This window comes from Kitasatospora sp. NPDC048298, from assembly GCF_043201465.1.
In the GTDB taxonomy this organism is placed as follows: Bacteria; Actinomycetota; Actinomycetes; order Streptomycetales; family Streptomycetaceae; genus Kitasatospora.
On sequence record NZ_JBICYZ010000004.1, the window covers coordinates 158,343 to 183,668 of the forward strand.

Consider the following 25,326-nt stretch of genomic DNA (forward strand, 5'->3'; position numbering starts at 1 on the left):
ACATCCGCAGCCTGGCGCCGGGGCCCGCACGGCCCCGGCGCCAGGCCGGACACGACCCCACCGGCCCCGAGATGGAGGCGCGCATGTACCGGGCACTGGATGTGGCGCTGTTACGCGCCGCCGCGCACACCGGCACTCCCACGGTCCGGCCGTGGCCCGACCTCGACGCCGCCCCCGGGTCGGCGGAGGTGTGGCGGTCCTGGATCTCCGACACCTGGGCCGACCTGCGGCTCGCCGAGGCCGTCCACCTGGCCAACCCCGCGTACGCCGCACGCATCGAAGAGGTCGTCGACGGCCGCGTGCGCACTCCTCGCACCGTCCACAAGGCCGGTCGGACGCTCGTCCGCTACCTACTGCGGCAGCGTCACCGCGCCACACCCTTCGGCCTGTTCGCCGGCGTCGCGCCGGTACGGATCAGCGCTGCACTGAACGGCACTTGGGGCTCGGAGCACCACGCCATCGCGCGACCGGATGCCCATTGGCTCGCCGAGGTACTGAACCGGCTGGAGCACGACCCCGCACTGCTGCTGCGCCTGCCGGTGACGGCCGAACAGACCTGCACGACGCGCGGCGACCACCTGGTCGTACCGCTTCGCCGCCCCAACCACCGCCAGAGCTCCGAGGCGCCCGCCGAGGTCGCCCTACGCCTCACCGGACCTGTTCGTACCGCTGTCGATGCGGCCCAAGAAGCGATCCTGCTCGGCCACTTGGCCGAGCTCGTACTCGACGCCCATCCCGACGCCGGCCCCGCGCAGGCCCACCGGATGCTCGCACAGCTGGTCCACCACGGCGTCCTGATCACCGCCCTGCGGCCTCCGATGACCGCGCGCGACCCGCTCAAGCACGTCCTGGACCGGCTCATCGAGGCCGAGGCCGAGTCGATTCCCAGCATTGCAGGCCTTGTCCGGCTGCTCGGCGATGTCGACCGCAGGGTCGCCTTACACAACCTGACCCCGAGCCGCGAGCAGCGCCAGGAGCGCGCCCGCCTAAGGGAGTTGACCGACGGAGCCGATCGTCCCGGTCTCGCCGTCGACCTCCGGCTCGGTGCCGACCTGGTCATCCCGCACACGGTGGCCCGCGAAGCGGAGACCGCCGCTGCTCTGCTCGCGCAGGCGAGCCCCCACCCCAACGGCTCTCCGGCCTGGCGTGACTACCATCTCCGATTCCTGGAGCGGTACGGCATCGGCGCGCTCGTGCCGCTGCTGGACCTGGTGAACCCCGACACCGGGCTGGGCTTCCCGGCCGGGTACCGCACCAGTGTCCTGGAGCCGCCGACCGCCACGGCCACGGCCACGGCCCGTGACAGGCAATTGGTCCAGGCCGCACAGCTCGCCGCCCTCGACGCGGCGGACGCCGTCGACCTCCCCGAGCTGCTGCCCCGGCTCGGCGCGGAACAGGCCGACCACCTGCCGCCCCACCTCGACCTGTGCGTCCGGATCCACGCCGCCAGCCGACAGCACCTCGACGACCGCGACTTCCGCCTGGTGGTCACCGGCCTGTCACAGGGCGCGGGCACCACCATCGGCCGGTTCCTTCACCTGCCTCATGCCGACCTAAGCCGCCTCGCGGCCGGGCTTCGCGACGCCCCCACCCTGAGTGCCGACGCCCGCCGTGCCCAGGTCTCCTCCCCGCCGTTGTGGACCGGGACCGACAACGTCGCCCGCACACCGCAGGTCCTGGACGACGTGATCACCGTCGCCGAGCACACGCCCGGGACACTGCCGCTGCGGGAGCTGCTGGTGACCGCCGATGCCCGACGGATCCGCCTGCTCTCCCGGACCACCGGGCAGGTGATCGAGCCGGCGGTGTTCAACGCCGTCGAGGCGGTGAACTTCACCCACCCGCTGGCCCGGTTCCTCGCCGAGCTGCCCCGTGCCCGCGCCGCCGTCCTCGCCCCGTTCTCCTGGGGCGCGACGGCCGAAGCCCTGCCCGTGCTGCCGGCCGTCCGGCACGGACGCATCATCCTGGCCGCCGCCCGGTGGCGGCTCAACGCCGCCGATCTCCCCGCCCGAGGCCACAGCCCCGCGGAGTGGGAGCGGGCTTTCGACCGCGTACGACGCCGTCTGCGGATCCCCGCGCACGTCGACCTCGGTGCCGGTGACCAGCGCCTGCGGCTCGACCTCGACCAGCGCTCACACCGGCAGCTGCTCCGCGCCTACCTGAGCCGCAGCGGCAAGGCCGTCCTCCGGCAGGCTCCCGGCCCGGAGGAGCTCGGGTGGGCGGACGGCCGTGCCGTGGAGATCGTCCTGCCGCTCGTCTCTCTCCAGGAACCGCTCCGGCCGCCGGCAGCGGACCTGCTGGCCGTCGCCGAGTCTCCCGGCGAGCACCCGGCCGGCAGGCAGGACCGCTGGGCGTTCGCCAAGGTCTACGCCCAGCCGGCCCGACACGGCGCGATCCTGGCCCGTCTGCCCGAACTGCTCGCCACCCTCGACGGCCCGGACTGCTGGTTCGTCCCCTACCGCGACCCGGAACCGCACCTACGCCTGCGCATTCGCCGGAGCGGCCCGTTCGAGAACCTCGCCCGACAGGTCGCCGCCTGGACCAACGGCCTGCACGCCGCCGGCCTGGCCACCGGCCGCGTCCAATGGGACACCTACCAGCCCGAGACCGGACGTTACGGAACCGGCCCCCTGCTGGAGCAGGCCGAAGCCGTCTTCGTCTCCGACTCGGCCGCCGCGCTCGTCCAGCGGCGCCACACCAGCTCGGGCCATCTGCACCCGCAGGCGCTGATCGCCGCCAGCTTCCTCGACCTCGCCGCCGCCTTCACCGGTGACACCACCTCCGGGGCGGCCTGGCTGGCAGAGCGCATCACCCGCACCGATGGCGCGCCGGCCCTCGACCGGGCCGTCCTCGCACAGAGCCTGCGCCTTGCCGACCCGTGCGGCACCTGGGCCGAGCTACGCGCCGAAGCCGGAACCGAGATCGCCCACGCGTGGGCGATACGCCGCACCGCCGTACAGGCCTACCGTGCCGCCCTGCGCGCCCGGACCGGGCCCGAGCCGGACTCCGTCCTCGCCTCGCTCCTGCACATGCACCACATCCGTGCCGCCGGGATCGACCAGGACAGCGAGCGCGACTGTCTCCGCCTCGCCCGCGCCGCCGCGCTCACCTTCACTCACCGACACCGAGGACACCGCCCCCGATGAGCCCCGCCACCGCCCGCAGTGCCGAGCCGTGCGGCTCCGCCGGCACAGACGCCGCCCAGTCCCTGGCCACTGGCGCCGTGGGCATCACCCTGCTCCACGCCGAACGCGCCGCGCTCGGACACACCGTCTGGAGCACCGTCCAGGACTGGCTGACCGGCATCACCAGCCAATCCCTCATCGGCTCCGACGCCGCCGCCCTGTTCATCGGCGCACCGGCCCTCGCCTTCACCCTCCACACCGCCGCCGCAGGCAGCGAGCGCTACACGAAAACACTGCTCACCCTGGACGAGACCGTCCATCGGCTCGTCCACCGCCGCCTCGACCAGGCCCACGCCCGCATCGACTCCGGCGAGTTCACCCGCGCCGCCGAGTACGACCTGCTGTACGGGCTCACCGGACTCGGCGCCTACCTGCTCAAGCGCGACCCGCATGGCGACGCCCTGCACGACGTCCTCGCCTACCTCATCCGCCTCACCCAACCGCTGCCCGGCACCGACCTGCCCGGCTGGTGGGTGCGCTACGACCCTTCCGGGCGCACCTCCGCCGCGTTCCCCGGCGGCCACGGCAACCTCGGCCTCGCCCACGGCATCACGGGCCCCCTGGCCCTCCTGGCCCTCGCGAAGCGCGCGGGCGCCACCGTCCAGGGCCACACGGACGCCATGCTGCGCGTTCTCGACTGGCTCGACGCCTTCCGCCAGCCCGGCCCTTCCGGCTCCTGGTGGCCCCAGTGGGTCACCGCCGACGAACACCGCCTCAGTGCCGTCCTCCAGGACGGCCCGCCCCGACCCAGCTGGTGTTACGGCACCCCCGGTCAGGCCCGCGCCCAGCAGCTCGCCGCCATCGCCCTCGGCGACACCCACCGCAAACGCATCGCCGAGAACGCCCTGCTGCGCTGCCTCACCGACCCCGCCCAGCTCGACCGGATCACCGACGCCGGACTGTGTCACGGAGCCGCCGGTCTCCTGCACACCGTCCACCGTGCCGCCCACGATGCCACCCACCCGGACCAGTTCACCGCTCACCTGCCCGCCCTGCGCGCACTCCTCGACGCCCGACTTCCCTCTCGCGAAGCGAGATTCCTCGACGGCAGCGCCGGAGTACGGCTGGCCCTGCACGCGGCCGATCGTGGCGGCGCACCCGCCACCGGCTGGGACGCCTGCATGCTCCTCGCCTGAACCACCCATGGCCCACCACAGCGAACACCCGCGCTTGGAACGGGCGGTCCTCGCCGTCCTCATCGGAGCCGACACCGCCCGAGCCGCCGCCCGCTTCGGCATCGACGCCGCCGAGCTGGCCGCCGCCTCCGAGACCTACCGCGCCGCCGGACGCTCCGCCATCTCCGCCCCGCCCGACACCTGGGTCCACGTCAACATTCAGCCGGTCGACTGGCACAGCGCCGAAGCCACCCTGGCCGCCCATCTCGCCCCCATGCTGTGTGACGCCGAAGCCCGAGGCGCCCTCGCCTCCTGGTGGTACGTCCGCAAGCACCCGTACTGGCGGGTGCGCCTGCAAACCGCTCACCCCGCACTTCGCGCCCACCTCGGTGATCAGTTGGACCGACTCCAACGCCAACACACGATCGCATCCTGGTCTCCCGGCATCTACGAGCCCGAAACCGCCGCCCTCGGAGGGGCGTTGGGCGTCGACGCGGCCCACGCCCTCTTCCACACCGACAGCCGCGCCATCCTGACCGAAGACCGCCGGCCGACCACCCAGCGCGTCGGGCGGCGAGAGCTGTCCGTCCTGCTGTGCAGCACGATGCTCCGCGCCGCGGGTCAGGAGTGGACGGAGCAGGGCGACGTCTGGGCCCGGGTCGCCGCCATGCGCCCGGCGCCGGCCGACCTACCGCAACCGTTCGCCGACAAGATCCGACCGTTGCTGTCCGCCGACACCCTCGCCATGACCGAACCTGGCCAAGCCCTCCACGCGGAAGCCGAGCGCATCCAAGCCTTCGCACGCGCGGGCCGCGAACTCGCCGACCTCGCCCTGCACGGAGGCCTCACCCGTGGGCTGCGCGACGTCCTCGCGCACATGATCGCCTTCCACGGGAACCGCGCGGCGATCGCCACTTCACATCAGGCTGCCCTCGCCCACGCCGCGCGCAACCACATCCTCGGCGCCCCTACTTCACCCATAAGGGGCGAAGTTGCGGAAAACGTCTGACGCCACGTCAACCGCAGTGGTACGTTCCGCACGCAAACCGAAGAACAGGCGACCCCGGCGGTGCTACCAACACCCCGGGGTCCGGCAACAGGAGCTCGAACTCCCGATGCGCGTCCATCGTAACGCCCACGTGCGCGACTTCACCGTGCTGCCCAACCGCGTGCTGCAGTACCGGCGGCTGTCCTACACCGCCCGCGGCCTGCTCGCGGACCTCCTCTCCCGCCCGGACGGCTGGCGTGAGGACGGCCGACACATGGCCGACACCAGCCCCCAAGGGCGCGGCGCCGTCCGCAAGGCCCTGAAGGAGCTGACCGAGGCGGGCTACTACCGCGTCGAGAAGATCCGCATGCCGGACGGCACGATCCGCACCGAGACCCACGTCTACGACACCCCGCAGCTCGCGCGGCCGAGTGCCACCCCTCCGGCGTCCGGTGGAGCGAGCACCGGTCGCGCAGTCGGCTCTGTAGTAAAGAACCGGCAGCAAGAACCCACCCTCCCACCACCTCCGGATTCCGAAGAGGTCCGCGAAGCGGTCGCCACCCTGTTCCGGGTGATCCGGCCCGAGCCGCGTCTGCGCCTCGGCGAGGCCGAGGCCCGGGAGTTGGCTCCCCTCGTCGCACAGTGGCTGCAGCGCGGCGCGACCCACGCCGACCTCGCCCACGCCCTGCTGCCGGGCCTGCCCGTCCCGATGCACTCGGCGGCCTCAGTGCTCCGCTACCGCCTGGAGCACAAGATGCCTCCCGCCCAGCCCACCACGCGGCCACCGGCCCGGTACGCCGAGTGCGCCACGTGCCACGACCCCGTGCCCCGACCGGGCATCTGCCGCCCGTGCGCCGGCCTGACAGCCCGAACCCCCACGGTCGGCCAGGGCGCGGACGTGGCGGCCGCAGGTGCCGCCCGAGTCCGAACCGCCCTGCGCTCCGCACTGGCCGGCAGTCGGCCCGCACAACTCGCCGCCTGAGACACGCTGTCCCCACCGGTCCGAAGGGGCTACACAATCAGCGCCGCGTGCCGCCCACCTCGGACCGCATGGTCACCGCCTCGGCATGACCGGCCTGGCCACCGGCCTCGGCCTGGTCGTCGCCGCCCGGTACACCGACCGGCACCCCCGCGCTCCTCTTCATCGGCAGCGTCGTTCGTCGTCCGGCGGATCTCAGACGCTCCAGGACTTCCAGGCCCCGGTCACGATCTCGACGCCGAACGGCTCCGGCAGCCGGACGGACTCGCCGAACTTCCACTCCCCGAGCACCTCGTACGTCCCCTCGCCCCGGTCCGGCTCCCCAAACAACGTGACACCGGACTGCCGCGGGTCCCGGTCCACCAACAGGTAGTACGGCACCCCGCCCCGGGCGTACCCGTTCCACTTGGTGGACCTGACCTGCCTTCCGAACGCCGGGCGGCGGTCGTCACGGGCGTTGGACGAGGAGGTCACCTCGACCACGAGACCGATCTCGTGCGCGTGAAGGTGCAACACCTCTTCGGCACGCTTCGCCGCATCGGTGTCCCGGTCCACGATCACCATGTCGGGGATGTAGCCATCGCCGATCTCGACCAAGTCCAGGTTGACCGCCTGAACCGCCCTCCACCGGAATCCCGCATCAGCGAGCCGGGCGGCCAGGAACGCTTCCTGGATGTCCGAGAGAATCCCTCCATGGGCGTAGACCGGCGCCGGTGACACGACGAACTCCCCTCCGACGACCTCGACCCGCGTGCCGTCGTCGGGCAGTCGCAGGTGGTCGGCCAGCTCTCCGCGGACCCACATGGCGTACGCCGAGTCGGGCAACGTCCAGTGTCCGATCGCTTCCACAGCCATCACGTCGCTCCTTCCGAGGTCGCGGCACCAGCCTGGCCGCCTGGTCGCAGATATACCACTGCCGCGCAAACGTTTCCCTCGAAGGAGAGGTTTGCACAGCAGCAAGTTGACGGCATGGTCTGCGGACGATGGCGCGCGACTGACCGGGCCGGCGCATCAGGCTTCTCACGCCGGGTGGCGGCTGGAGCCATCCGGGTCGAGGCGGAGAACGACCTGCCGGTCCCAGCGCGTCCTTCATCACCGGTCAGTCGTTGCACGTCAACGGCGGCGGGCTCCTCCACTGACCCACCCCACACCACCGAGACCATCGCGACAGGAAGAGACCACCATGCAGCACCGCGTCCGCGCCATCCTCCTCACCCCGAACAACACCACGCTGCTGATCAAGCGCATCCGCCCCGGCATCGACCCGTACTGGGTGATCGTCGGCGGCAAGATCGAGCCGACCGATGCCAGCCCCGAAGAGGCCCTGCTGCGGGAGGTCCGCGAGGAAATCGCGGGCGAGGCGGAGATCGTCGGCCTCCTCCACACCATCGAGACGGACGACGAACGTCAGGACTTCTACCTCGCCACCATCGAGAAGTGGAGCTTCGAGAACCGCACCGGCCCCGAGTTCAGCCAAGAAGGCCGAGGCGAGTACATCCTCGAAGAGATTCCCCTCACCGCCGGATCCCTCGACGCGATCAACCTGCTCCCCCAAGAGATCGATGCGGTCCTCCGCGAGGTGGTCGGACGAGGGAATCGGACCGGTGGCTTCATCAGTGCACCGACCTACTGCCCGGAGCCCTGAGCGGCTGTCGCCGCGCGCCGCCGGGCCAGGCGGCGCGCGGCGAAGGCAGGGGCGGGCACCCGCCGGCAGGCGGGTGGGGGGTGGACGGTGGGGAACGGCGGCGAACCCGCGCAGCAAAGGGGATGCCGCGCGGGTGTTCCCTGCAACAGGCGAAAGGGACCCGGACACACCACTGCCGCGCGACCCCGTGGGTGTCGCGCGGCAGCAGGTTGACGTCAGAAAGACCTCAGACGTTGAAGCCGAGCGCGCGGAGCTGCTCGCGGCCGTCGTCGGTGATCTTGTCGGGGCCCCACGGCGGCATCCAGACCCAGTTGATGCGCAGGTCCTGCACCAGGCCGTCGGTGGCGGTCTTGGCCTGGTCCTCGATGACGTCGGTCAGCGGGCAGGCCGCCGAGGTGAGCGTCATGTCGATGGTGGCCACGTCGGACTCGTCGATGTGGATGCCGTAAATCAGGCCCAGGTTGACGACGTCGATGCCCAGTTCGGGGTCGACGACGTCCATCAGGGCCTCGGTCAGGTCCTCGACCGAGACCGTGCCGGCGGTGGTGCCGACGATGACGCCGGGCTGCTGCTCCTCCGCAGCGGAGGCCTCGGTGCCGGCGGTGGTGGTGCTCTCGTCACTCATGGTCTTGTCCTCCTCTACGGGTTCAGTCGTTCACGGCGGGGTTCTGGGCGAGCGCCTGGGCGGTGGCGTCCTTCCAGGCCATCCAGCTGAGCAGGGCGCACTTGACCCGGGCCGGGTACTTGGAGACACCGGCGAACGCGACCGCGTCCTCCAGCACCTCCTCGTCGCCCTCGCCCTGCCCCTTGCTCTGCATCAGCTCCAGGAAGGCCTCCTGGACCGCCTGCGCCTCGCCCACGGTCTTGCCGACCACCAGGTCGTTGAGCACCGAGGCGCTCGCCTGGCTGATCGAACAGCCCTGCGACTCGTACGAGACGTCGGCCACGGTGGCGCCGTCGAGCTTCACCCGCAGGGTGATCTCGTCGCCGCACGTCGGGTTGACGTGGTGCACCTCGGCGTCACCGTCCCGCAGCCCCTTGCCGTGCGGGTTGCGGTAGTGGTCCAGGATGATGTCCTGGTACATCGAGTCGAGCTTCATGGTCGTCCTGCCCCGTCCCGTCAGCCGAAGAAGTTCCGGACGTGGTGCAGGCCGTCGATCAGCGCGTCGACCTCGCCCGGCGTCGAGTACAGATAGAACGACGCCCGCGTGGTCGCCGGAATTCCGTACCGCAGGCAGACCGGCCGCGCGCAGTGGTGGCCGACGCGCACGGCGATGCCCTGCTCGTCCAGCACCTGGCCCACGTCGTGCGGGTGGATGTCGCCGAGGGTGAAGGAGATCGCCGCGCCGCGGTCCACGGCCGTGCGCGGGCCGATGATCCGCAGCTCCGGGACCTCCAGCAGCCGCTCGACGGCGTACTCGGTGATCGCGTGCTCGTGCGCCGCGATCTTCTCCATGCCGATGTCCTGGAGGTAGTCGATGGCCGCGCCGAGTCCGACCGCCTGGGCGATCGGCGGGGTGCCGGCCTCGAACTTGTGGGGCGCCGGGGCGTAGGTGGACGAGCCCATGGTGACGGTCTCGATCATCTCGCCGCCGCCGAGGAACGGCGGGAGGTCCTCCAGCAGCTCGTGCCGGCCCCAGAGCACGCCGATGCCGGTCGGGGCCAGCATCTTGTGGCCGGTGAAGGCGACGAAGTCGGCCTCCAGCGCCTGGACGTCCAGCACCATGTGCGGCGCGGCCTGCGAGGCGTCGATGACGACCAGCGCGCCGACCGACTGGGCCTTGCGGACGATCGTCTCGACCGGGTTGACCGTGCCCAGCAGGTTGGAGACCAGGGTGAAGGAGACCACCTTGGTCTTCTCGGTGATCAGCTCGTCGATGTTGGACAGGTCGAGCCGGCCCTCGTCGGTCAGCCCGAACCACTTGAGCTTCGCACCGGTGCGCTGCGACAGCAGCTGCCACGGGACGATGTTGGAGTGGTGCTCCATCTCCGTGATGACGATCTCGGAGTCGGCGTCCACCCGGTAGGGCTCGTCGGCCCAGCCGAGCATGTTGGCGACGAGGTTGAGCGACTCCGAGGCGTTCTTGGTGAAGATCACCTCGTTGCGGCTCGGCGCGTTGACGAACGCCGCGACCTTGTCCCGGGCGCCCTCGTACAGCGCCGTGGCCTCCTCGGCGAGCACGTGCACGCCGCGGTGGACGTTGGCGTTGTGCCGCTCGTAGTAGGCGGTCAGGGCTTCCAGCACCTGGCGCGGCTTCTGCGAGGTGGCCGCGTTGTCCAGGTAGACGAGCGGCTTGTCGTCGTGCAGCACCCGCTGGAGGACCGGGAAGTCCTTGCGGATGGCGTCGGTGTCGAGCAGTCCCGTGAACGGATGGGTCACTCGGACGCGCCCCCCTTCACATACGCCTCGTAGCCCTCTTCCTCCAGCTTGTCGGCCAGCTCGGCGCCGCCGGACTCGACGATGCGGCCGCCCGCGAAGACGTGGACGTGGTCGGGCTTGATGTACCGCAGGATGCGGGTGTAGTGGGTCACCAGCAGGGTGCCGACCTCGCCGGTCGAGCGGACCCGGTTGATGCCCTCGGAGACGATCCGCAGCGCGTCGACGTCCAGGCCGGAGTCGGTCTCGTCGAGGATCGCGATCTTCGGCTTGAGGAGCTCCAGCTGGAGGATCTCGTGGCGCTTCTTCTCACCGCCGGAGAAGCCCTCGTTGACGTTGCGCTCGGCGAAGGCCGGGTCCATCTGGAGGGCGGCCATCGCCTCCTTGACCTCCTTCACCCACAGCCGCAGCTTGGGGGCCTCGCCGCGGACGGCGGTGGCGGCGGTGCGCAGGAAGTTGCTGACCGAGACGCCGGGGACCTCGACCGGGTACTGCATGGCCAGGAAGACGCCGGCCTTGGCGCGCTCGTCGACGGACATCTCCAGGACGTCCTCGCCGTCCAGCAGCACCGAGCCGCCGGTGACGGTGTACTTGGGGTGGCCGGCCAGCGAGTAGGCCAGGGTGGACTTGCCGGAGCCGTTCGGGCCCATGATGGCGTGGGTCTCGCCCTGCTTGACGGTCAGGTCCACGCCCTTCAGGATCTCGCGCGGGCCGTTCTCGGCGTCCACGGAGACGTGCAGGTCGCGGATTTCAAGGGTTGCCATGTGTACTCAGGACTCCTGGTTGACGGAGACGAGCACATCGTCCCCTTCGATCTTTACGGGGTAGACAGCGACCGGCTTGGTGGCGGGCAGGCCGGACGGCTTGCCGGTGCGCAGGTCGAAGCTGGAGCCGTGCAGCCAGCACTCGATCATGCAGTCCTCGACCTCGCCCTCGGAGAGCGAGACGTTCGCGTGCGAGCAGGTGTCGTTGATCGCGAACACCCCCTCGTCGGTGCGGACGACGGAGACCGGCACGCCGTTGAGGTCCACGCGCTTGGGAACGTCCTCCTGGAGGTCGCTCAGCGCGCAGGCACGGAGGAAGGTCATCGTGCTCAGACCGCCGATTCCAGCTCGGCGTCGATCTTCTCCATGAGCTGCTCCTGGACCTCGGCCACGCCGATCTGCTGGAGCAGCTCGGCGAAGAAGCCGCGGACCACCAGGCGGCGGGCCTCGTCGGCCGGGATGCCGCGGGCCATCAGGTAGAACAGCTGCTCGTCGTCGAAGCGGCCGGTCGCCGAGGCGTGGCCGGCGCCGACGATCTCGCCGGTCTCGATCTCCAGGTTCGGGATGGAGTCGACCCGGGCGCCGTCGGTGAGCACCAGGTTCCGGTTGAGCTCGTAGGTGTCGGTGCCGAGCGCGGCGGCGCGGATCAGCACGTCGCCGACCCAGACCGCGTGGGCGTCCTGGCCCTGGAGCGCGCCCTTGTACGCCACGTTCGACCGGCAGTGCGGCGTGTCGTGGTCGATGACCAGGCGGTGCTCCAGGTGCTGGCCGGCGTCGGCGAAGTACAGGCCGAACAGCTCGGCCTCGCCGCCGGGGCCGGCGTAGTTGACCCGCGGGTGCAGGCGGACCAGGTCGCCGCCGAAGGTGACGACCACGGACTTGAAGGTGGCGTCCCGGCCGACCAGCGCGTTGTGCTGGGCGACGTGGACGGCGTCGCGCTCCCAGTCCTGCACGGAGACGAAGGTGAGCTTGGCGCCCTCGCCGACCAGCAGCTCGACGTTGGCGGCCCGGGTGCCGGTGCCCTCGTGGTTGAGCACCACGACGGCCTCGGCGAACGGCTTGACGTCGATCACCACGTGGGCGAAGCGGACCCCGCCCTCGGCGTGCACGTCGATCTTGACCGGCTCGGTCAGCACCGCGTCCTTGGGGACGGTGACCACCAGGGCCTGCTCGAAGGCGCTGAACGCCTGAGCGGCGACCCGGTCGACCGGCGTGCCGGCCTTGCCCAGGCGGGCGTCGTCCCGGCCGACGGTCTCGGCGGTGACGCCGTCCGGCAGCGCGAGCTCGACCTTGTCCTCGCCCTTCTCCGCGGCGGCGGCGGTGCCGTCGTGCAGCCCGCCGAGGCGGTGCAGCGGGGTGAACCGCCAGTCCTCCTCGCGGCCGGTGGGCGCCGGGAAGTCGTTCACGTCGAAGGACGGCTTGACCGCGACGCGCGCGTCGATCGGCTGCTGGACCGCGGTGCGGCCGGTGCCGGGGCCGGCGAGCTGCGCGCCGGCGCCGGCGGTGCCGACCTCGATCGAACCGGCGGTGGTCGCCCCGGTGGTGTTCTGAACGTCAGCCATGGCTGTCGTGGTGCTCTCTTCCTCGAAAAGTCGGTGGGCGGTAGGCGGCCGGCAGGTCAGCCGACCGAGCCCTCCATCTGCAGCTCGATCAGCCGGTTGAGCTCCAGCGCGTACTCCATCGGCAGCTCGCGCGCGATCGGCTCGACGAAGCCGCGGACGATCATCGCCATCGCCTCGAACTCGGTCAGGCCGCGGCTCATCAGGTAGAAGAGCTGGTCCTCGCTGACCTTGGAGACGGTCGCCTCGTGGCCCATGGACACGTCGTCCTCGCGGACGTCCACGTACGGGTAGGTGTCCGAGCGGGAGATGGTGTCGACCAGCAGCGCGTCGCACAGCACGTTGGACTTGGCGCCGTGCGAGCCCTCGCCGATCTCGATCAGGCCGCGGTAGGAGGTCCGGCCGCCGCCGCGCGCCACCGACTTGGAGACGATGTTGGAGGAGGTGTTCGGCGCCATGTGCACCATCTTGGCGCCGGCGTCCTGGTGCTGGCCCTCGCCCGCGAAGGCGATCGACAGGGTCTCGCCCTTGGCGTGCTCGCCCATCAGGTAGACGGCCGGGTACTTCATGGTGACCTTGGAGCCGATGTTGCCGTCGATCCACTCCATGGTCGCGCCCTCGTACGCCACGGCGCGCTTGGTGACCAGGTTGTAGACGTTGTTCGACCAGTTCTGGATGGTCGTGTAGCGGCAGCGGCCGCCCTTCTTGACGATGATCTCCACGACCGCCGAGTGCAGCGAGTCGGAGGAGTAGATCGGGGCGGTGCAGCCCTCGACGTAGTGGACGTAGGCGTCCTCGTCGACGATGATCAGCGTCCGCTCGAACTGGCCCATGTTCTCGGTGTTGATCCGGAAGTAGGCCTGCAGCGGGATGTCCACGCGCACGCCCTTCGGCACGTAGATGAACGAGCCGCCGGACCACACCGCGGTGTTCAGCGCGGCGAACTTGTTGTCGCCGGCCGGGATCACGGTGCCGAAGTACTCCTTGAACAGCTCCGGGTGCTCGCGCAGCGCGGTGTCGGTGTCCAGGAAGATGACGCCCTGCTCCTCCAGGTCCTCGCGGATCTGGTGGTAGACGACCTCGGACTCGTACTGGGCGGCGACGCCGGCGACCAGGCGCTGCTTCTCCGCCTCCGGGATGCCGAGCTTGTCGTAGGTGGCCTTGATGTCCGCCGGCAGGTCCTCCCAGGACTCGGCCTGCTTCTCGGTGGAGCGGACGAAGTACTTGATGTTGTCGAAGTCGATGCCGGTGAGGTCTGAGCCCCAGGTCGGCATGGGCTTCTTGCCGAACAGCTTCAGGCCCTTGAGACGCAGGTTGAGCATCCACTCGGACTCGTTCTTCTTCGCGGAGATGTCGCGGACGACCTCCTCGCTGAGCCCGCGCTTGGCCGCGGCACCGGCGGTGTCCGGGTCGGCCCAGCCGTACTCGTAATTGCCCAGGCCGTCGAGCTCCGGGTGCGAAACGGTGTCAGTCATGCGAGCTTCCTAACGCGCGGACGCAGAATCTTCGGTGGACGTACCGGCAGTCGGCGCTGCATCGGAGCCGCGGCCCGAGGGCACCCGGGCGGACGACGATGCGGCACCGGATGCCGGCACATAGGTGGTGCAGACCCCGTCGCCGTGGGCGATCGTGGCCAGCCGTTGCACATGGGTGCCCAGGAGCCGGGAGAAGACCTCGGTCTCCGCCTCGCAGAGCTGCGGGAACTGCTCGGCGATGTGCGCGACCGGGCAGTGGTGCTGGCAGAGCTGGGCACCCGCCGGGGCCTGGGCCGCGGCCGACGGGACACGCCGCACCGTGGCAGCGTACCCGTCCGCGCTCAGCGCCTGGGCCAGCGCCTCGGTGCGCTCCCCGGCGGCGGCCAGACGCAGGGCCTCCAGGTACTTCTCGGCCTGCTTGCCGAAGCGGGCGCGGGCGAAGGCGGCGACCGCCTCCTCGCCCGCCTTGCCGCCGCCCACCGAGTCCGCGATCCAGCGCAGCGCGTCGGCGGCGAGCTGGTCGTACGCCTGGTAGAAGGCGTCCCGGCCGGCGTCGGTGAGCACGAAGACCTTGGCCGGGCGGCCCCGGCCGCGGCTTCCGTAGACCCGCTGTTCACGGGACTCGACCAGGCCGGTGGCGGCCAGCCCGTCGAGGTGGCGGCGGACGGCGGCGGCGGTGAGGCCGAGCCGGTTCGCCAGGTCGGCGGCGGAGGAGGGGCCGTGGTCCAGGATCGACCGCGCGACCCGGTCCCGGGTGGCCCGGTGGCCCTCCAGCAGCACCTCGGCCGCCGTCACGGGCACGTCACAGGAGGAGGCCGACTCGGCCTCCTGCTGCTGAGCGTGCTCGCGCATGTTTTTCACAACACCAGTGTTGCGTAATTCCTTCCGCCGGGACAAGCCGTGATCCATGCCTCACCGGTGTCATCGATCACGCAGGCAAGCCTTACCTGGCCTGGGAAAACGATCACCGAGCCGCCGGGCGGCCCGCGCGTCAGGCCCTCTTACACTCGCCGGTATGCACTCCGAACCCGCGGTCCAGATCGCCGGGCTGGTCAAACGCTACGACGACAAGCTCGCGGTGGACGGCCTCGACCTCACCATCCCGGCCGGCGCGATCACCGCCGTCCTCGGCCCCAACGGCGCCGGCAAGACCACCACCATCGAGACCTGCGAGGGCTACCGCCGCCCCGACGCCGGCACCGTCCGCGTCCTCGGCCTCGACCCGGTCACCCAGAACGCCGCGCTGCGGCCCCGGATCGGCGTCATGCTGCAGTCCGGCGGCGTGTACGCGGGCGCGCGCGCCGTCGAGATGCTGCGGCACACCGCCAAGCTGCACGCCCACCCGCTGGACGTGGACGACCTGGTCGAGCGCCTCGGCCTCGGCTCCTGCGGCCGCACCACCTACCGGCGGCTGTCCGGCGGCCAGCAGCAGCGGCTCGCCCTGGCGATGGCCGTGGTCGGCCGCCCCGAGCTGGTCTTCCTGGACGAGCCCACCGCGGGCCTGGACCCGCAGGCCCGCCGGGCCACCTGGGACCTGGTGCGCGACCTGCGCCGGGACGGCGTCACCGTGGTCGTCACCACGCACCACATGGACGAGGCCGAGCAGCTCGCCGACCGGGTCGCCGTCGTCGACCGCGGCAAGGTCATCGCCGACGGCACCACCGAGGAGCTGTGCCGCGGCGGCGCCGAGAACGCGCTGCGCTTCGACGGCCCGCCCGGCCTCGACCTCGGCCCGCTGCTCAAGGAGCTGCCCGAGGGCGCCACCGCCACCGAGACCACCCCCGGCAGCTACCGGATCGAGGCGCCCGTCGACCCCCGGCTGGTGGCCACCGTCACCGGCTGGTGCGCGGCCTCCGGCATCCTGCCCGAACGGCTGTCCGTCCAGCGCCGCAGCCTGGAGGACGTCTTCCTCGACCTGACCGGACGGGAGCTGCGCTCGTGAGCGAACGAAGCGAGGGAACCATGGGCGCCGTCACGACGGACTACTCCCCCCAGCCGGGCCCCGCGCCCGTCGGCCGGATGCTGCTCGCCCAGACGGCGTTCGAGACCAGGATGCTGCTGCGCAACGGCGAGCAGCTGCTGCTCACCGTGGTCATCCCGACCGTGCTGCTGGTGCTGTTCTCCGCCGTGGACATCGTCGCAGTCGAGGGCCCCGGCAAGCGGGTCGACTTCCTGGCCCCCGGCCTGCTCGCACTGGCCGTGATGTCCACCGCCTTCACCGGCCAGGCCATCGCCACCGGCTTCGAGCGCCGCTACGGCGTGCTGAAGCGGCTCGGCGCGAGCCCGCTGCCGCGCTGGGCGCTGCTGACCGCCAAGACCGGCTGCGTCCTGGTGACGGAGGCGCTGCAGGTGGCGCTGCTGTCGGTGATCGCGCTGGCCCTCGGCTGGTCCCCGCACGGCGATCCGCTGACGGTCGCCGCGCTGCTGGTGCTCGGCACCGCCGCCTTCTCCGGCCTCGGCCTGCTGATGGCCGGCACCCTGAAGGCCGAGGCCACCCTGGCCGGCGCCAACCTGGTGTTCATCCTGCTGCTGCTCGCCGGCGGGGTGATCGTGCCGTTGAGCAGGTTCCCCGACGCCGTGCGGTCGGTGCTGGAGCTGCTGCCGATCTCGGCGCTCTCGGACGGCCTGCGGTCGGTGCTCCAGGACGGCGCCGGGGTGCCGTGGTCGGACCTCGGCATCCTGGCCGGCTGGTCGGTGCTCGGCCTGGCCGCCGCCGCCCGCTTCTTCCGCTGGGAGTGAGCCGGCACCCGACCGACGCGCGACGCCCCCGGCCTCACCCGGCCGGGGGCGTCGCGGCTTTTCGGCCTACGGAGCGTCAGCTCTCGTTGCCGCCACGGCGCTTGCGGGCGAGCAGGACGAGCGCGCCGCCGAGCAGCAGCACGCCGCCGCCGGCCGCCGCGATCATCGGGGTGGCGTCACTGCTACCGGTCTGGGCGAGCGCCGGCGCGCTGGTGGTGGGCGCCGGGACGGGGGTCCTGCTCGGGGTGGGCGTGGCCGACGGGCTCGGGCTGGCCGGGGGCGTGACCGGCGGGGTCGGGGTCACGGTCGGCGTGGGGGTCGGCGTCGGCGTGGGGGTGGGCGTGGGTGTGGGTGTGGGGGTCGGGGTGGGCGTGGGGGTCGGAGTCGGCGTGTGGCACGGCTCGATGGTCTTGGTCTCGTTGATGTTCCAGCCCTTCTCGTTCGGGTTCTCCGTGGTGGTGACCACCAGGTTCGCCTTGATCGGGGCATCGTGGTCCTTCACCGGGAAGGTGCCGTGGAACTCCTTCGGGAAGATCTTGCCGTCCAGGACCTTCTCACCGTCGATGGTGAGGCTGACGGTGTTCTTCACGGTCTCGTTGCCGCTGTAGTTGATCAGATCGACCACGACCTTGTCGCAGGTCACCGTCCACGTCGGCACGTGTGCCGAGGCGTTGGACGCCAGCGCCAGTGGCAGTAGAAAACCGGCCGCAGCCGTCCCGGCGAGTGCCGTGGCGCCGATCGCGAAGTGCCGCTGCTGTCGCACCATTACCTTGTTCCCCTCCGAACGGTCCTGTGCAGCAGGCGTGTTGAGTGTTTCGCGGTGGCCCGCTACGACTGTCCGGGGGACTCTACCGGCACTTCCGCACCCTGCCACACCCCGCCGTACGACCGGATTTCGACTGTCCGTCCGTCTTCCGATGTGCACGACCAGCCCATCACAGCCGCCACCTCGCGGAACACGGATTCGGCAAAGCCGAATGAACTTGGTCACTTTCAAGACAGAACGGCGCCCCCGGTGATCGAGTCGAGTCACCGAGGGTGCCGTTTCAGTCAGTTGACGAACTCACGTCGGCCGGCTCGGCCGGTTTCAGGCCTTCCGGGCCGCCTTGCGCCGGGCGGCCACCACGATCGCCCCGCCGGCCGCGAGCACGACCGCACCGCCGACGGCCAGCGGCAGCACCGGACCGGAGCCGGTGTGCGCCAGGTCGCCGCCCGCGTCCGGCCGGGCGGACGGACTGCCCGAGGCCGCCGGAACGGCCGTCGAACCGCCGGCCGACGCACTGGCCGAGCCGCTCGCCCCGGGCGTGCCGGTCACCGGGGCGGACGGGCCGCCCGAGGGGCTCGCCGAACCGCTCGGGGAGGCCGACGCGCTCGGAGTGGCCGACGGCGAACCGCTCGGCACGGTCGGCGGCACCGTCGGCGTGCCGGACGGCGTCGGGACGGTGGTGCCCGGCAGGCAGCCGGTGAAGGGGTAGTGGTGCGTCTCGGCACCGGAGGTGCCGGTCAGCGAGGCGGCGATGACCGAACCGTTGATCGGCGCACCACCCGTCCCGGGCCCGCCGTTGACGCCCGGGGTGTTCAGCGAGACGGCGGCGTTGGGCGCCAGCACCGTCCCGGCCCAGGCGGCGTCGCCCTTCTTGGTCACCTTGGTCGCGGTCGGGAAGTTCCAGAGCAGCTTGGAGCGGATCGCCCCGCCCGACGCGCTCTGGCTCTTGTCGTCCAGCACGAAGGCCGACTTGCCCTGGTCCCAGAGGAGGAAACCGCTCGTCCCGGCCGCCGCCATGTCGTACGAGCCGCCGGTCACGTTGATCACGGTCACCGCCCCGACCGGCACCTTGACGTACACCTCCTTGGCGCCCTGCAGCTTCGCCGCGTCGACGGTGAAGCTGTTGTACTTCGCGTCCCCGCCGGTGAACGTCAGCTTGGCGCCCTCGGCCTGGACGGTGGCGCCGGCGGTCTGCGGGACGGCGGCCAGCGAGGTGGAGGCGGCGCGCAGCTTGGCGAACTCGGCCTTGAAGTCGATCGGCGAGGGCCCCTGGGCGACGGTGCCCTGGTGGGCCTGGACCACCGCGCCGTCGGCCTTGGAGCCGTAGACGCCGTTGCCCTTCATGACCTGGGTGTTGTGGCCGGTGATCTTGCCCGCCACGACCAGGGCGTTCTTGCCCGGCAGGGCGTCGACCTCGGCCGGGGTGAGTTCCTGGCCGACCGAGAAGCCGCCGGTGAAGTCGGCGTTGCCGCCGACCGCGACCGCGCCCTCGGCGTCGGGGGTGTGGGTGTCGTTGCCCTCGATGAACTCGCCGTAGAGGTTGGCGACCCCGAGGCTGCGGCACTCCTGGTCGGCGCCGACGGCCTGGGCGGCCGGGGCGACGAGGCCGGCCAGTGCGAGGGAGCCACCGACGGCGAGCGCGGCGGCGGAAGTGGATATGCGCATGTACAGGATCTCCGCTTACGTGCGGGAGGAGTGGGGAATGGCCCGAAAAAGGTATGGACCAATCCGCACTCTTTCGGCCAAACGGGTGATTGGTCAAGACCAATTCACTCCTTGACCGAACCGCCCTGGTTTGTCCGCGTGTCGCTCCCCCGCGTGTCGGCGGCCGCCCACCGCCGCACCGCCCACACCCGGCCGCCACCACCGCCCGCGCCCCGCCCCAAGATCGCCTGTAAGGCCGCCTACGATTGACCCCGTGCCTAACCCCTTCTCCCTGCTCGCCGAGCGCTGGCAGCCATCCGCCGAGATGGTCCGGCGCGCCACGTTCGCCGCGCTGGTGATGAGCGTGGTGATCGTCGTCACCGGCGGCGCCGTCCGCCTCACCGCCTCCGGCCTCGGCTGTACGACCTGGCCCCGCTGCACCGACGAGAGCCTGACGCCCACCGCCGAGATGGGCTTCCACGGCGTCGTCGAGTTCACCAACCGGATGCTCACCTACGTGCTGAGCGCCGCCGTCGGCTGGGCGATCCTGGCCGCCCGCTGCCACCGGCCCTGGCGGCGCGGCATGACCAAGCTCGGCTGGGCGCAGTTCTGGCTGGTGATGAGCAACGCCGTGCTCGGCGGCATCACCGTGCTGACCGGCCTCAACCCGTACACCGTGGCGCTGCACATGATCGCCGCGATGGCCCTGGTCTGGGTCGCGCTGCTGATGTGGGAGCGGTCCAAGGAGGGCGACGGCCCGGCCAGGCTCTCGGTGGCCCGGCCGATCCACCAGCTCTCGTACGTCCTGGTCACCGTGATCGGCCTGCTCGTCGCGGCCGGCACCCTGGTGACCGGCGCCGGCCACCACCCGGGCACGCCCAAGGACAACAAGATCGTCCCGCGCATCCCGATCGACTACGACCGCCTCGCCCAGTTCCACGCGGACTTCGCGTTCGTCTCGGTCGGCCTGGCCATCGCGGTGATCTTCGTCTTCGCCGCCGTCAAGGCGCCGCAGCCCGCCCGCGCCCGGGCCAAGGAGCTGCTCGCCGTCCTGCTGCTGCAGGGCGTGCTCGGGTTCATCCAGTACTTCACCGACGCCCCCGAGCTGATGGTCGGCCTGCACATGCTGCTCGCCGCCCTCACCTGGATCGCCGCCCTGCGCGTCCCGCTCGCCCTGCGCGTCCGTGAGGACGTGGCGGCGGCCGACCAGCTGCCCGCCCAGGCCCCGCAGACCGCCTCGGTCTGACCCCGGCAACACACCGACGGCCCGGTTCCCCCGCACGGGGGAACCGGGCCGTCGCCGCGTACGGGGCCGGGCTCCGGGCCGGGCTCAGCCGCCGAGCTGGATGCCGGCCATCCGCTTCCACTCGTACTCGCCGGTCTTCACCTTGAGACCCAGCTCGCCCTCGAAGTTCTCGTGCAGGGTCAGCCCGGCCAGCTCCGCGGCCCGGCGGCCGACGGCGTAGCTGGGGGCCACCTGGTCGCCCCAGGCGCCGTCCGCGCCCACCACGACGATCCGGGTGGCCACGGCGCCGACGTACTCGACGACCGCGTCGGCGCTGCCTCCGTGCTCCCGGGCGAAGCTGGTCAGGTTCTTGGCGATGCGCTTGGCGCGGCGCTCGGTACGGGCGTCCGGCGCGGCGGCGGTGGCGGTCTCTGCGCTGCTCATGCGCCTGCCTCGCTTCGCTCGGCAGGGGCATTCGCCCATGCGCACCTCTTGATGACTCGCTCGCTTCGCTCGCTCATGCCCGCATGCTACCCACCGGTAGGCGACCTGGCGACGGGAGCGCCCTGTGCACCGGGCCACATACTGGAGGCGTGACGTTCACAGGCTGGCCGGCCGAGGCGCTCGACTTCTACGAGCGCCTGGAGGCCGACAACTCGAAGACCTTCTGGCAGGCCCACCGGGAGCAGTACGAGGACGCCGTGCGGGCCCCGATGGAGTGGCTGCTCGCCGACCTGGAGCCCGAGTTCGGGCCGGGCAAGGTGTTCCGACCCAACCGCGACATCCGGTTCAGCGCCGACAAGACCCCGTACAAGACCCACATCGGCGCGCACCTGGAGAGCGGCGGCTACATCCAGCTCTCCGCCGACGGCCTGGCCTGCGGCAACGGGATGTACCAGCTCGCCCCCGACCAGCTGGAGCGCTACCGCGCCGCCGTCGCCGAGGACGTGAGCGGCACCGAGCTGGAACGGGTGATCGCCCGGGTGGAGCGGGCCGGCCCGCGGGTGCACGGCCGGGACAGCCTCAAGTCGGCCCCGCGCGGCTACCCCAGGGACCACCCCAGGATCGAGCTGCTGCGCCACAAGGGCCTGGTGGCCTGGCAGGACTGGGAGCCCTCGAAGTGGCTGGGCACCCGCGCCGCGTACACCCGGATCACCGGCTTCCTGCACGCCTCCCAGCCGCTGCGGGACTGGCTGGACGGCCACGTCGGCCCCTCCGAACTCCCGAGCCGCTGAACGCGAAGGAGCCCCGGTCCACCTGGACCGGGGCTCCTTCCTTGCCGGCTTTACTTCACGAACGGGTCGATCGCGCAGACCACCATCAGCAGCGACAGGTAGGTGATCGACCAGTGGAACAGCCGCATCTCCTTGAGCTTCGCGCCCACGATCCCGGCCTTGGCCCGCCCGTACAGCGCGTGCGCCTCGCGCAGCCAGGCCCCGCCCAGCAGCACCGCGGCGACCGGGTACAGCCAGCTCATGTGGCCCAGCGGCCAGAGCGCCAGCGAGACCGCCACCATGACCCAGGAGTAGACGACGACCTGCTTGCCGACCGCCACGTTGCCCTTGATGACCGGCAGCATCGGAACGCCGGCCCGCGCGTAGTCCTCGCGGACCTTCATCGACAGCACCCAGGTGTGCGGCGGCGTCCAGAAGAACACCACCAGGAAGAGCACCACCGCGGCCCAGGAGACCGAGTTGGTCACCGAGGACCAGCCGACCAGCACCGGCATGCAGCCGGCGATGCCGCCCCAGACGATGTTCTGCGAGGTGCGCCGCTTGAGCCCGAGCGTGTAGACGAACACGTAGAACAGCAGCGCGCCCAGCGCCAGCCAGGCGGACAGCCAGTTGACCCCGATGCCCAGCAGCAGGGTCGAGACCACCGCGAGCACCACGCCGAAGACCAGCGCCTCGCGCGGCGAGACCATCCCGGTGACGATCGGGCGCCGCTCGGTGCGCGACATGACCGCGTCGATGTCCCGGTCGATGTACATGTTGAGGGCGTTGGCGCCGCCCGCCGAGAGGTAGCCGCCGACGACGACCTTCAGCACCAGCAGCATGTTCGGCACGCCCTGCTGGGCCAGGAACATCACCGGCACGGTGCTCATCAGCAGCAGCTCGATGATCCGCGGCTTGGTCAGTGCGACGAACGCGCCGACACGGGCCCCGAAGGGCCGGCGCGCAGGAGTCGCCCCGGTGACCCCGGCGGGACGGGTTTCGACGGCGGTCACTAACACCCCAACTGAAGATGAATCTTCGCAGGCGTCCACAGGAACGAAGGGTCCCAAATCGTCCGCTCTGCGCGTACCACGACACCATAGACGCTCCATATATCGCATCCGGCTCCGGGGTCCCCCGGCGAGGCGGAACGCACACCCCCGGGTGAACCGCCCGGACGGGGCCGTCGGGGCCCTTCGGGGGCCTCTGCCGGGGCCCGCTCGCCCGTCCTGACCACCGGAGCGGCGCGGAGCCGCGAATCGGGAGAGTCTGGGACAAATCCAGTCCGACCGTCCCAGTGGGAATCTGCGTGCGGAATTGCCGGTTGTCCCAGCACGGAGGGTGAGCCGTGACCCGGACGGTAGGCTCGCACGCAGAAGCGGGATCTACCCTCCGTGACCGGCACCACCCAACGTCGGGACCACAGCGCCGTGGCCGACCCGGTCCCCATTCACGGGGTCACTCTTCACAACGGAAGGAGCCCTGAGACAGGGTGAGCACTGCGCCGACGAACGCATTCGAGTGGACCGATCTGGACGAGCGCACGGTCGACACCGCGCGGGTCCTGGCCATGGACGCCGTCCAGAAGGTCGGCAACGGACACCCCGGGACGGCCATGTCGCTGGCCCCGGCGGCGTACCTGATCTTCCAGCGGTTCCTGCGCCACGACCCGACCGACCCGTCCTGGGTCGGGCGCGACCGCTTCGTCCTCTCCCCCGGGCACACCAGCCTGACGCTCTACACCCAGCTCTACTTCTCCGGCTACGGCCTGGAGCTGGACGACCTCAAGGCCTTCCGCGTCGCGGGCAGCCGCACCCCCGGCCACCCCGAGCACGGCCACACGGCCGGCGTGGAGACCACCACCGGCCCGCTCGGCCAGGGCATCGCCAACGCGGTCGGCATGGCGATGGCCGCCCGCTACGAGCGCGGCCTGTTCGACCCCGAGGCCCCGGCCGGCGAGTCCCCGTTCGACCACACCATCTGGGCCATCGTCTCCGACGGCGACCTGGAGGAGGGCATCTCCGCCGAGGCCTCGTCGCTGGCCGGCCACCAGAAGCTGGGCAACCTGGTCGCCCTCTACGACGACAACCACATCTCGATCGAGGGCGACACCGACACCGCCTTCTCCGAGGACGTCCTCAAGCGCTACGAGGCGTACGGCTGGCACGTCCAGCGGGTCACCCCGAAGGCCAACGGCGACATCGACGTGGCCGCCCTCGCCGAGGCGCTGGCCGCGGCCAGGGCCGAGACGTCCCGGCCCTCGATGATCGCGATGCGCACCATCATCGCCTGGCCGGCCCCGGACGCCCAGAACACCGCCAAGGCGCACGGCTCCGCGCTCGGCGCCGCCGAGATCGCCGCCACCAAGAAGGTCCTGGGCTTCGACCCGGAGAAGACCTTCGAGGTCAGCGACCAGGTCATCGGGCACGCCCGCCAGGTCATCAACCGCGGCAAGGCCGCCCGCGACCAGTGGCAGCAGGGCTTCGACGCCTGGCGCGCCGCCCACCCGCAGGCCGCCGCCGAGTTCGACCGGATCCAGGCCGGCGAGCTGCCCGAGGGCTGGAAGAAGACCGTCCCGTCCTTCCCGGCCGGCAAGGACGTCGCCACCCGCAAGGCCTCCGGCGACACCCTCAAGGCCCTCGGCGCGGTGATCCCGGAGCTGTGGGGCGGCTCGGCCGACCTCGCCGAGTCCAACCTCACCACCATCGACGAGGACAGCTCCTTCCTCCCCGAGGGCAACCCGCTGAAGTCGGCCAGCCCCTACGGCCGGACGATCCACTTCGGCATCCGCGAGCACGCCATGGGCTCGACCATGAACGGCATCGCCCTGCACGGGAAGACCCGCGTGTACGGCGGCACCTTCCTGGTCTTCGCCGACTACATGCGCCCGGCCGTCCGGCTGGCCGCGCTGATGAAGCTGCCGGTCACCTACGTCTGGACGCACGACTCGATCGGCCTCGGCGAGGACGGCCCGACCCACCAGCCGGTCGAGCACCTGGCCGCGCTGCGCGCCATCCCGGGCCTGGCCATGGTCCGCCCGGCCGACGCCAACGAGACCGCCGTCGCGTGGCGCACCGTCATCGAGCGGCAGACCAGCCACCCCGGCCCGGTCGGCCTGGCGCTGACCCGCCAGGGCGTGCCGACCTTCGACCGCGAGGTCTTCGGCTCCGCCGAGGGCACCGCGAAGGGCGGCTACATCCTGGCCGAGGCCTCCACCGGGGCCCCGCAGGTGATCCTGCTCGGCACCGGCTCCGAGGTCCAGCTGGCCGTCCAGGCCCGTGAGGTGCTGGAGGCCGAGGGCATCGCCACCCGGGTGGTCTCGCTGCCGTCCTTCGAGTGGTTCCAGGAGCAGGACCAGGCCTACCGTGACAGCGTGCTGCCGCCGTCGGTCAAGGCCCGGGTGTCGGTCGAGGCCGGCATCGCCCAGGGCTGGCGCGAGCTGGTCGGCGACCACGGCCGGATCGTGTCGCTGGAGCACTTCGGCGCCTCCGCCGACTACAAGGTGCTGTTCGAGGAGTTCGGCATCACCGCCGAGCGCGTGGTGGCCGAGGCCCACAACGCCCTGCGCTCCCTCGAGGCCGTCAGCCGCTAGCGGCTCCGGGCCGCGTGCCCGCCCGCACGCGGGCACGCGGCCCCCTCCGACCACCCCAC

23 protein-coding genes are annotated in these 25,326 nt (G+C 71.4%); 10 read left to right on the top strand and 13 right to left on the bottom strand.

The annotated features are described in order from the left end of the window. Nucleotides 1-83 precede the first annotated feature (83 nt). From ACGF0D_RS05040 to ACGF0D_RS05055, 4 genes are all read left to right on the top strand, one after another. Nucleotides 84-3,146, top strand: a complete 3,063-nt coding sequence (locus ACGF0D_RS05040) for a lantibiotic dehydratase (protein WP_392914021.1) — start codon at nucleotides 84-86, stop codon at nucleotides 3,144-3,146. Beyond that, nucleotides 3,143-4,321, top strand: coding sequence for a lanthionine synthetase C family protein (locus ACGF0D_RS05045; protein ID WP_392914022.1), 1,179 nt, complete (start codon nucleotides 3,143-3,145; stop codon nucleotides 4,319-4,321). Before ACGF0D_RS05040 ends, ACGF0D_RS05045 begins: the two co-directional genes overlap by 4 nt. A gap of 7 nt (nucleotides 4,322-4,328) precedes the next feature. After that, nucleotides 4,329-5,309, top strand: a complete 981-nt coding sequence (locus ACGF0D_RS05050; protein WP_392914023.1) for a thiopeptide-type bacteriocin biosynthesis protein — start codon at nucleotides 4,329-4,331, stop codon at nucleotides 5,307-5,309. Between the two features lie 106 nt (nucleotides 5,310-5,415). Then, a complete protein-coding gene (locus ACGF0D_RS05055) occupies nucleotides 5,416-6,270 on the top strand; it encodes a hypothetical protein (RefSeq protein ID WP_392914024.1) in 855 nt (284 codons plus the stop codon). 192 nt (nucleotides 6,271-6,462) lie between these two features. On the opposite strand, the gene ACGF0D_RS05060 is transcribed toward ACGF0D_RS05055, so the two are convergent. Further along, entirely contained in the window at nucleotides 6,463-7,122 is a 660-nt protein-coding gene (locus ACGF0D_RS05060) for a Uma2 family endonuclease (RefSeq protein ID WP_392914025.1), read from the bottom strand. Between the two features lie 328 nt (nucleotides 7,123-7,450). Between ACGF0D_RS05060 and ACGF0D_RS05065 the strand changes: the two genes are divergently transcribed. Then, entirely contained in the window at nucleotides 7,451-7,912 is a 462-nt protein-coding gene (locus tag ACGF0D_RS05065) for an NUDIX domain-containing protein (protein ID WP_392914026.1), read from the top strand. Between the two features lie 226 nt (nucleotides 7,913-8,138). On the opposite strand, the gene ACGF0D_RS05070 is transcribed toward ACGF0D_RS05065, so the two are convergent. From ACGF0D_RS05070 to ACGF0D_RS05105, 8 genes are read right to left on the bottom strand one after another with little or no spacing between them, the layout of a single operon-like run. Further along, nucleotides 8,139-8,537 (bottom strand): metal-sulfur cluster assembly factor, encoded by a 399-nt coding sequence (locus tag ACGF0D_RS05070; protein WP_392878480.1) that lies wholly within the window; start codon nucleotides 8,535-8,537, stop codon nucleotides 8,139-8,141. Nucleotides 8,538-8,559: 22 nt separating this feature from the next. Further along, on the bottom strand, nucleotides 8,560-9,012 hold the full coding sequence (gene sufU / locus ACGF0D_RS05075; protein ID WP_380455912.1) for a Fe-S cluster assembly sulfur transfer protein SufU: 453 nt from the start codon (nucleotides 9,010-9,012) through the stop codon (nucleotides 8,560-8,562). A 20-nt stretch (nucleotides 9,013-9,032) separates the two neighbouring features. Further along, nucleotides 9,033-10,292, bottom strand: a complete 1,260-nt coding sequence (locus tag ACGF0D_RS05080; protein ID WP_392914027.1) for a cysteine desulfurase — start codon at nucleotides 10,290-10,292, stop codon at nucleotides 9,033-9,035. Beyond that, nucleotides 10,289-11,053, bottom strand: coding sequence for a Fe-S cluster assembly ATPase SufC (sufC, locus tag ACGF0D_RS05085; protein WP_392878485.1), 765 nt, complete (start codon nucleotides 11,051-11,053; stop codon nucleotides 10,289-10,291). Before sufC ends, ACGF0D_RS05080 begins: the two co-directional genes overlap by 4 nt. 6 nt (nucleotides 11,054-11,059) lie before the next feature. Continuing rightward, entirely contained in the window at nucleotides 11,060-11,377 is a 318-nt protein-coding gene (locus ACGF0D_RS05090) for a bifunctional 3-phenylpropionate/cinnamic acid dioxygenase ferredoxin subunit (protein WP_063349526.1), read from the bottom strand. A 5-nt stretch (nucleotides 11,378-11,382) separates the two neighbouring features. Continuing rightward, nucleotides 11,383-12,615, bottom strand: coding sequence for a Fe-S cluster assembly protein SufD (sufD, locus tag ACGF0D_RS05095; protein WP_392878488.1), 1,233 nt, complete (start codon nucleotides 12,613-12,615; stop codon nucleotides 11,383-11,385). A gap of 56 nt (nucleotides 12,616-12,671) precedes the next feature. Next, on the bottom strand, nucleotides 12,672-14,087 hold the full coding sequence (gene sufB, locus ACGF0D_RS05100) for a Fe-S cluster assembly protein SufB (protein WP_392878490.1): 1,416 nt from the start codon (nucleotides 14,085-14,087) through the stop codon (nucleotides 12,672-12,674). Between the two features lie 9 nt (nucleotides 14,088-14,096). Beyond that, nucleotides 14,097-14,939, bottom strand: coding sequence for a helix-turn-helix transcriptional regulator (locus ACGF0D_RS05105; protein ID WP_392878493.1), 843 nt, complete (start codon nucleotides 14,937-14,939; stop codon nucleotides 14,097-14,099). 163 nt (nucleotides 14,940-15,102) lie between these two features. Here ACGF0D_RS05105 and ACGF0D_RS05110 point away from each other — a divergent pair, with 163 nt between their 5' ends. Together ACGF0D_RS05110 and ACGF0D_RS05115 are read left to right on the top strand one after the other, a co-directional pair. Further along, entirely contained in the window at nucleotides 15,103-16,029 is a 927-nt protein-coding gene (locus ACGF0D_RS05110; protein WP_392914028.1) for an ABC transporter ATP-binding protein, read from the top strand. A 20-nt stretch (nucleotides 16,030-16,049) separates the two neighbouring features. Continuing rightward, complete coding sequence (locus tag ACGF0D_RS05115) at nucleotides 16,050-16,826, top strand: ABC transporter permease (RefSeq protein WP_392878851.1); 777 nt, start codon at nucleotides 16,050-16,052, stop codon at nucleotides 16,824-16,826. 76 nt (nucleotides 16,827-16,902) lie between these two features. Here the strand turns inward: ACGF0D_RS05115 and ACGF0D_RS05120 are convergent, their stop codons facing one another. Continuing rightward, a complete protein-coding gene (locus ACGF0D_RS05120; protein ID WP_392914029.1) occupies nucleotides 16,903-17,592 on the bottom strand; it encodes an LAETG motif-containing sortase-dependent surface protein in 690 nt (229 codons plus the stop codon). A 321-nt stretch (nucleotides 17,593-17,913) separates the two neighbouring features. Beyond that, nucleotides 17,914-19,257, bottom strand: a complete 1,344-nt coding sequence (locus tag ACGF0D_RS05125; RefSeq protein ID WP_392914030.1) for a choice-of-anchor A family protein — start codon at nucleotides 19,255-19,257, stop codon at nucleotides 17,914-17,916. Between the two features lie 253 nt (nucleotides 19,258-19,510). On the opposite strand from ACGF0D_RS05125, the gene ACGF0D_RS05130 reads away from it, so the two are divergent. After that, on the top strand, nucleotides 19,511-20,482 hold the full coding sequence (locus ACGF0D_RS05130; protein WP_392878504.1) for a heme A synthase: 972 nt from the start codon (nucleotides 19,511-19,513) through the stop codon (nucleotides 20,480-20,482). Nucleotides 20,483-20,566: 84 nt separating this feature from the next. Here ACGF0D_RS05130 and ACGF0D_RS05135 read toward each other — a convergent pair whose 3' ends face one another. Then, nucleotides 20,567-20,905: a hypothetical protein gene (locus ACGF0D_RS05135; protein ID WP_392914031.1), complete on the bottom strand. Its 339-nt coding sequence runs from the start codon at nucleotides 20,903-20,905 to the stop codon at nucleotides 20,567-20,569. 149 nt (nucleotides 20,906-21,054) lie between these two features. Here ACGF0D_RS05135 and ACGF0D_RS05140 point away from each other — a divergent pair, with 149 nt between their 5' ends. Next, on the top strand, nucleotides 21,055-21,696 hold the full coding sequence (locus tag ACGF0D_RS05140) for a DUF2461 domain-containing protein (protein ID WP_392914032.1): 642 nt from the start codon (nucleotides 21,055-21,057) through the stop codon (nucleotides 21,694-21,696). Between the two features lie 50 nt (nucleotides 21,697-21,746). Here ACGF0D_RS05140 and ACGF0D_RS05145 read toward each other — a convergent pair whose 3' ends face one another. Then, nucleotides 21,747-22,694 carry a heme o synthase gene (locus tag ACGF0D_RS05145; RefSeq protein WP_392878511.1) on the bottom strand — a complete coding sequence of 316 codons (948 nt, stop codon included), beginning with the start codon at nucleotides 22,692-22,694 and terminating at the stop codon, nucleotides 21,747-21,749. 473 nt (nucleotides 22,695-23,167) lie between these two features. On the opposite strand from ACGF0D_RS05145, the gene tkt reads away from it, so the two are divergent. Then, on the top strand, nucleotides 23,168-25,267 hold the full coding sequence (gene tkt / locus ACGF0D_RS05150; RefSeq protein ID WP_392914033.1) for a transketolase: 2,100 nt from the start codon (nucleotides 23,168-23,170) through the stop codon (nucleotides 25,265-25,267). Nucleotides 25,268-25,326 lie beyond the last annotated feature (59 nt).

Coding starts and splice junctions, on each gene's coding strand:
- ACGF0D_RS05040 (WP_392914021.1), top strand. CDS start 84: ATGTACCGGGCACTGGATGTGGCGCTGTTACGCGCCGCCGCGCACACC.
- ACGF0D_RS05045 (WP_392914022.1), top strand. CDS start 3,143: ATGAGCCCCGCCACCGCCCGCAGTGCCGAGCCGTGCGGCTCCGCCGGC.
- ACGF0D_RS05050 (WP_392914023.1), top strand. CDS start 4,329: ATGGCCCACCACAGCGAACACCCGCGCTTGGAACGGGCGGTCCTCGCC.
- ACGF0D_RS05055 (WP_392914024.1), top strand. CDS start 5,416: ATGCGCGTCCATCGTAACGCCCACGTGCGCGACTTCACCGTGCTGCCC.
- ACGF0D_RS05060 (WP_392914025.1), bottom strand. CDS start 7,122: ATGGCTGTGGAAGCGATCGGACACTGGACGTTGCCCGACTCGGCGTAC.
- ACGF0D_RS05065 (WP_392914026.1), top strand. CDS start 7,451: ATGCAGCACCGCGTCCGCGCCATCCTCCTCACCCCGAACAACACCACG.
- ACGF0D_RS05070 (WP_392878480.1), bottom strand. CDS start 8,537: ATGAGTGACGAGAGCACCACCACCGCCGGCACCGAGGCCTCCGCTGCG.
- sufU (WP_380455912.1), bottom strand. CDS start 9,012: ATGAAGCTCGACTCGATGTACCAGGACATCATCCTGGACCACTACCGC.
- sufC (WP_392878485.1), bottom strand. CDS start 11,053: ATGGCAACCCTTGAAATCCGCGACCTGCACGTCTCCGTGGACGCCGAG.
- ACGF0D_RS05090 (WP_063349526.1), bottom strand. CDS start 11,377: ATGACCTTCCTCCGTGCCTGCGCGCTGAGCGACCTCCAGGAGGACGTT.
- sufD (WP_392878488.1), bottom strand. CDS start 12,615: ATGGCTGACGTTCAGAACACCACCGGGGCGACCACCGCCGGTTCGATC.
- sufB (WP_392878490.1), bottom strand. CDS start 14,087: ATGACTGACACCGTTTCGCACCCGGAGCTCGACGGCCTGGGCAATTAC.
- ACGF0D_RS05105 (WP_392878493.1), bottom strand. CDS start 14,939: ATGCGCGAGCACGCTCAGCAGCAGGAGGCCGAGTCGGCCTCCTCCTGT.
- ACGF0D_RS05110 (WP_392914028.1), top strand. CDS start 15,103: ATGCACTCCGAACCCGCGGTCCAGATCGCCGGGCTGGTCAAACGCTAC.
- ACGF0D_RS05115 (WP_392878851.1), top strand. CDS start 16,050: ATGGGCGCCGTCACGACGGACTACTCCCCCCAGCCGGGCCCCGCGCCC.
- ACGF0D_RS05120 (WP_392914029.1), bottom strand. CDS start 17,592: ATGGTGCGACAGCAGCGGCACTTCGCGATCGGCGCCACGGCACTCGCC.
- ACGF0D_RS05125 (WP_392914030.1), bottom strand. CDS start 19,257: ATGCGCATATCCACTTCCGCCGCCGCGCTCGCCGTCGGTGGCTCCCTC.
- ACGF0D_RS05135 (WP_392914031.1), bottom strand. CDS start 20,905: ATGAGCAGCGCAGAGACCGCCACCGCCGCCGCGCCGGACGCCCGTACC.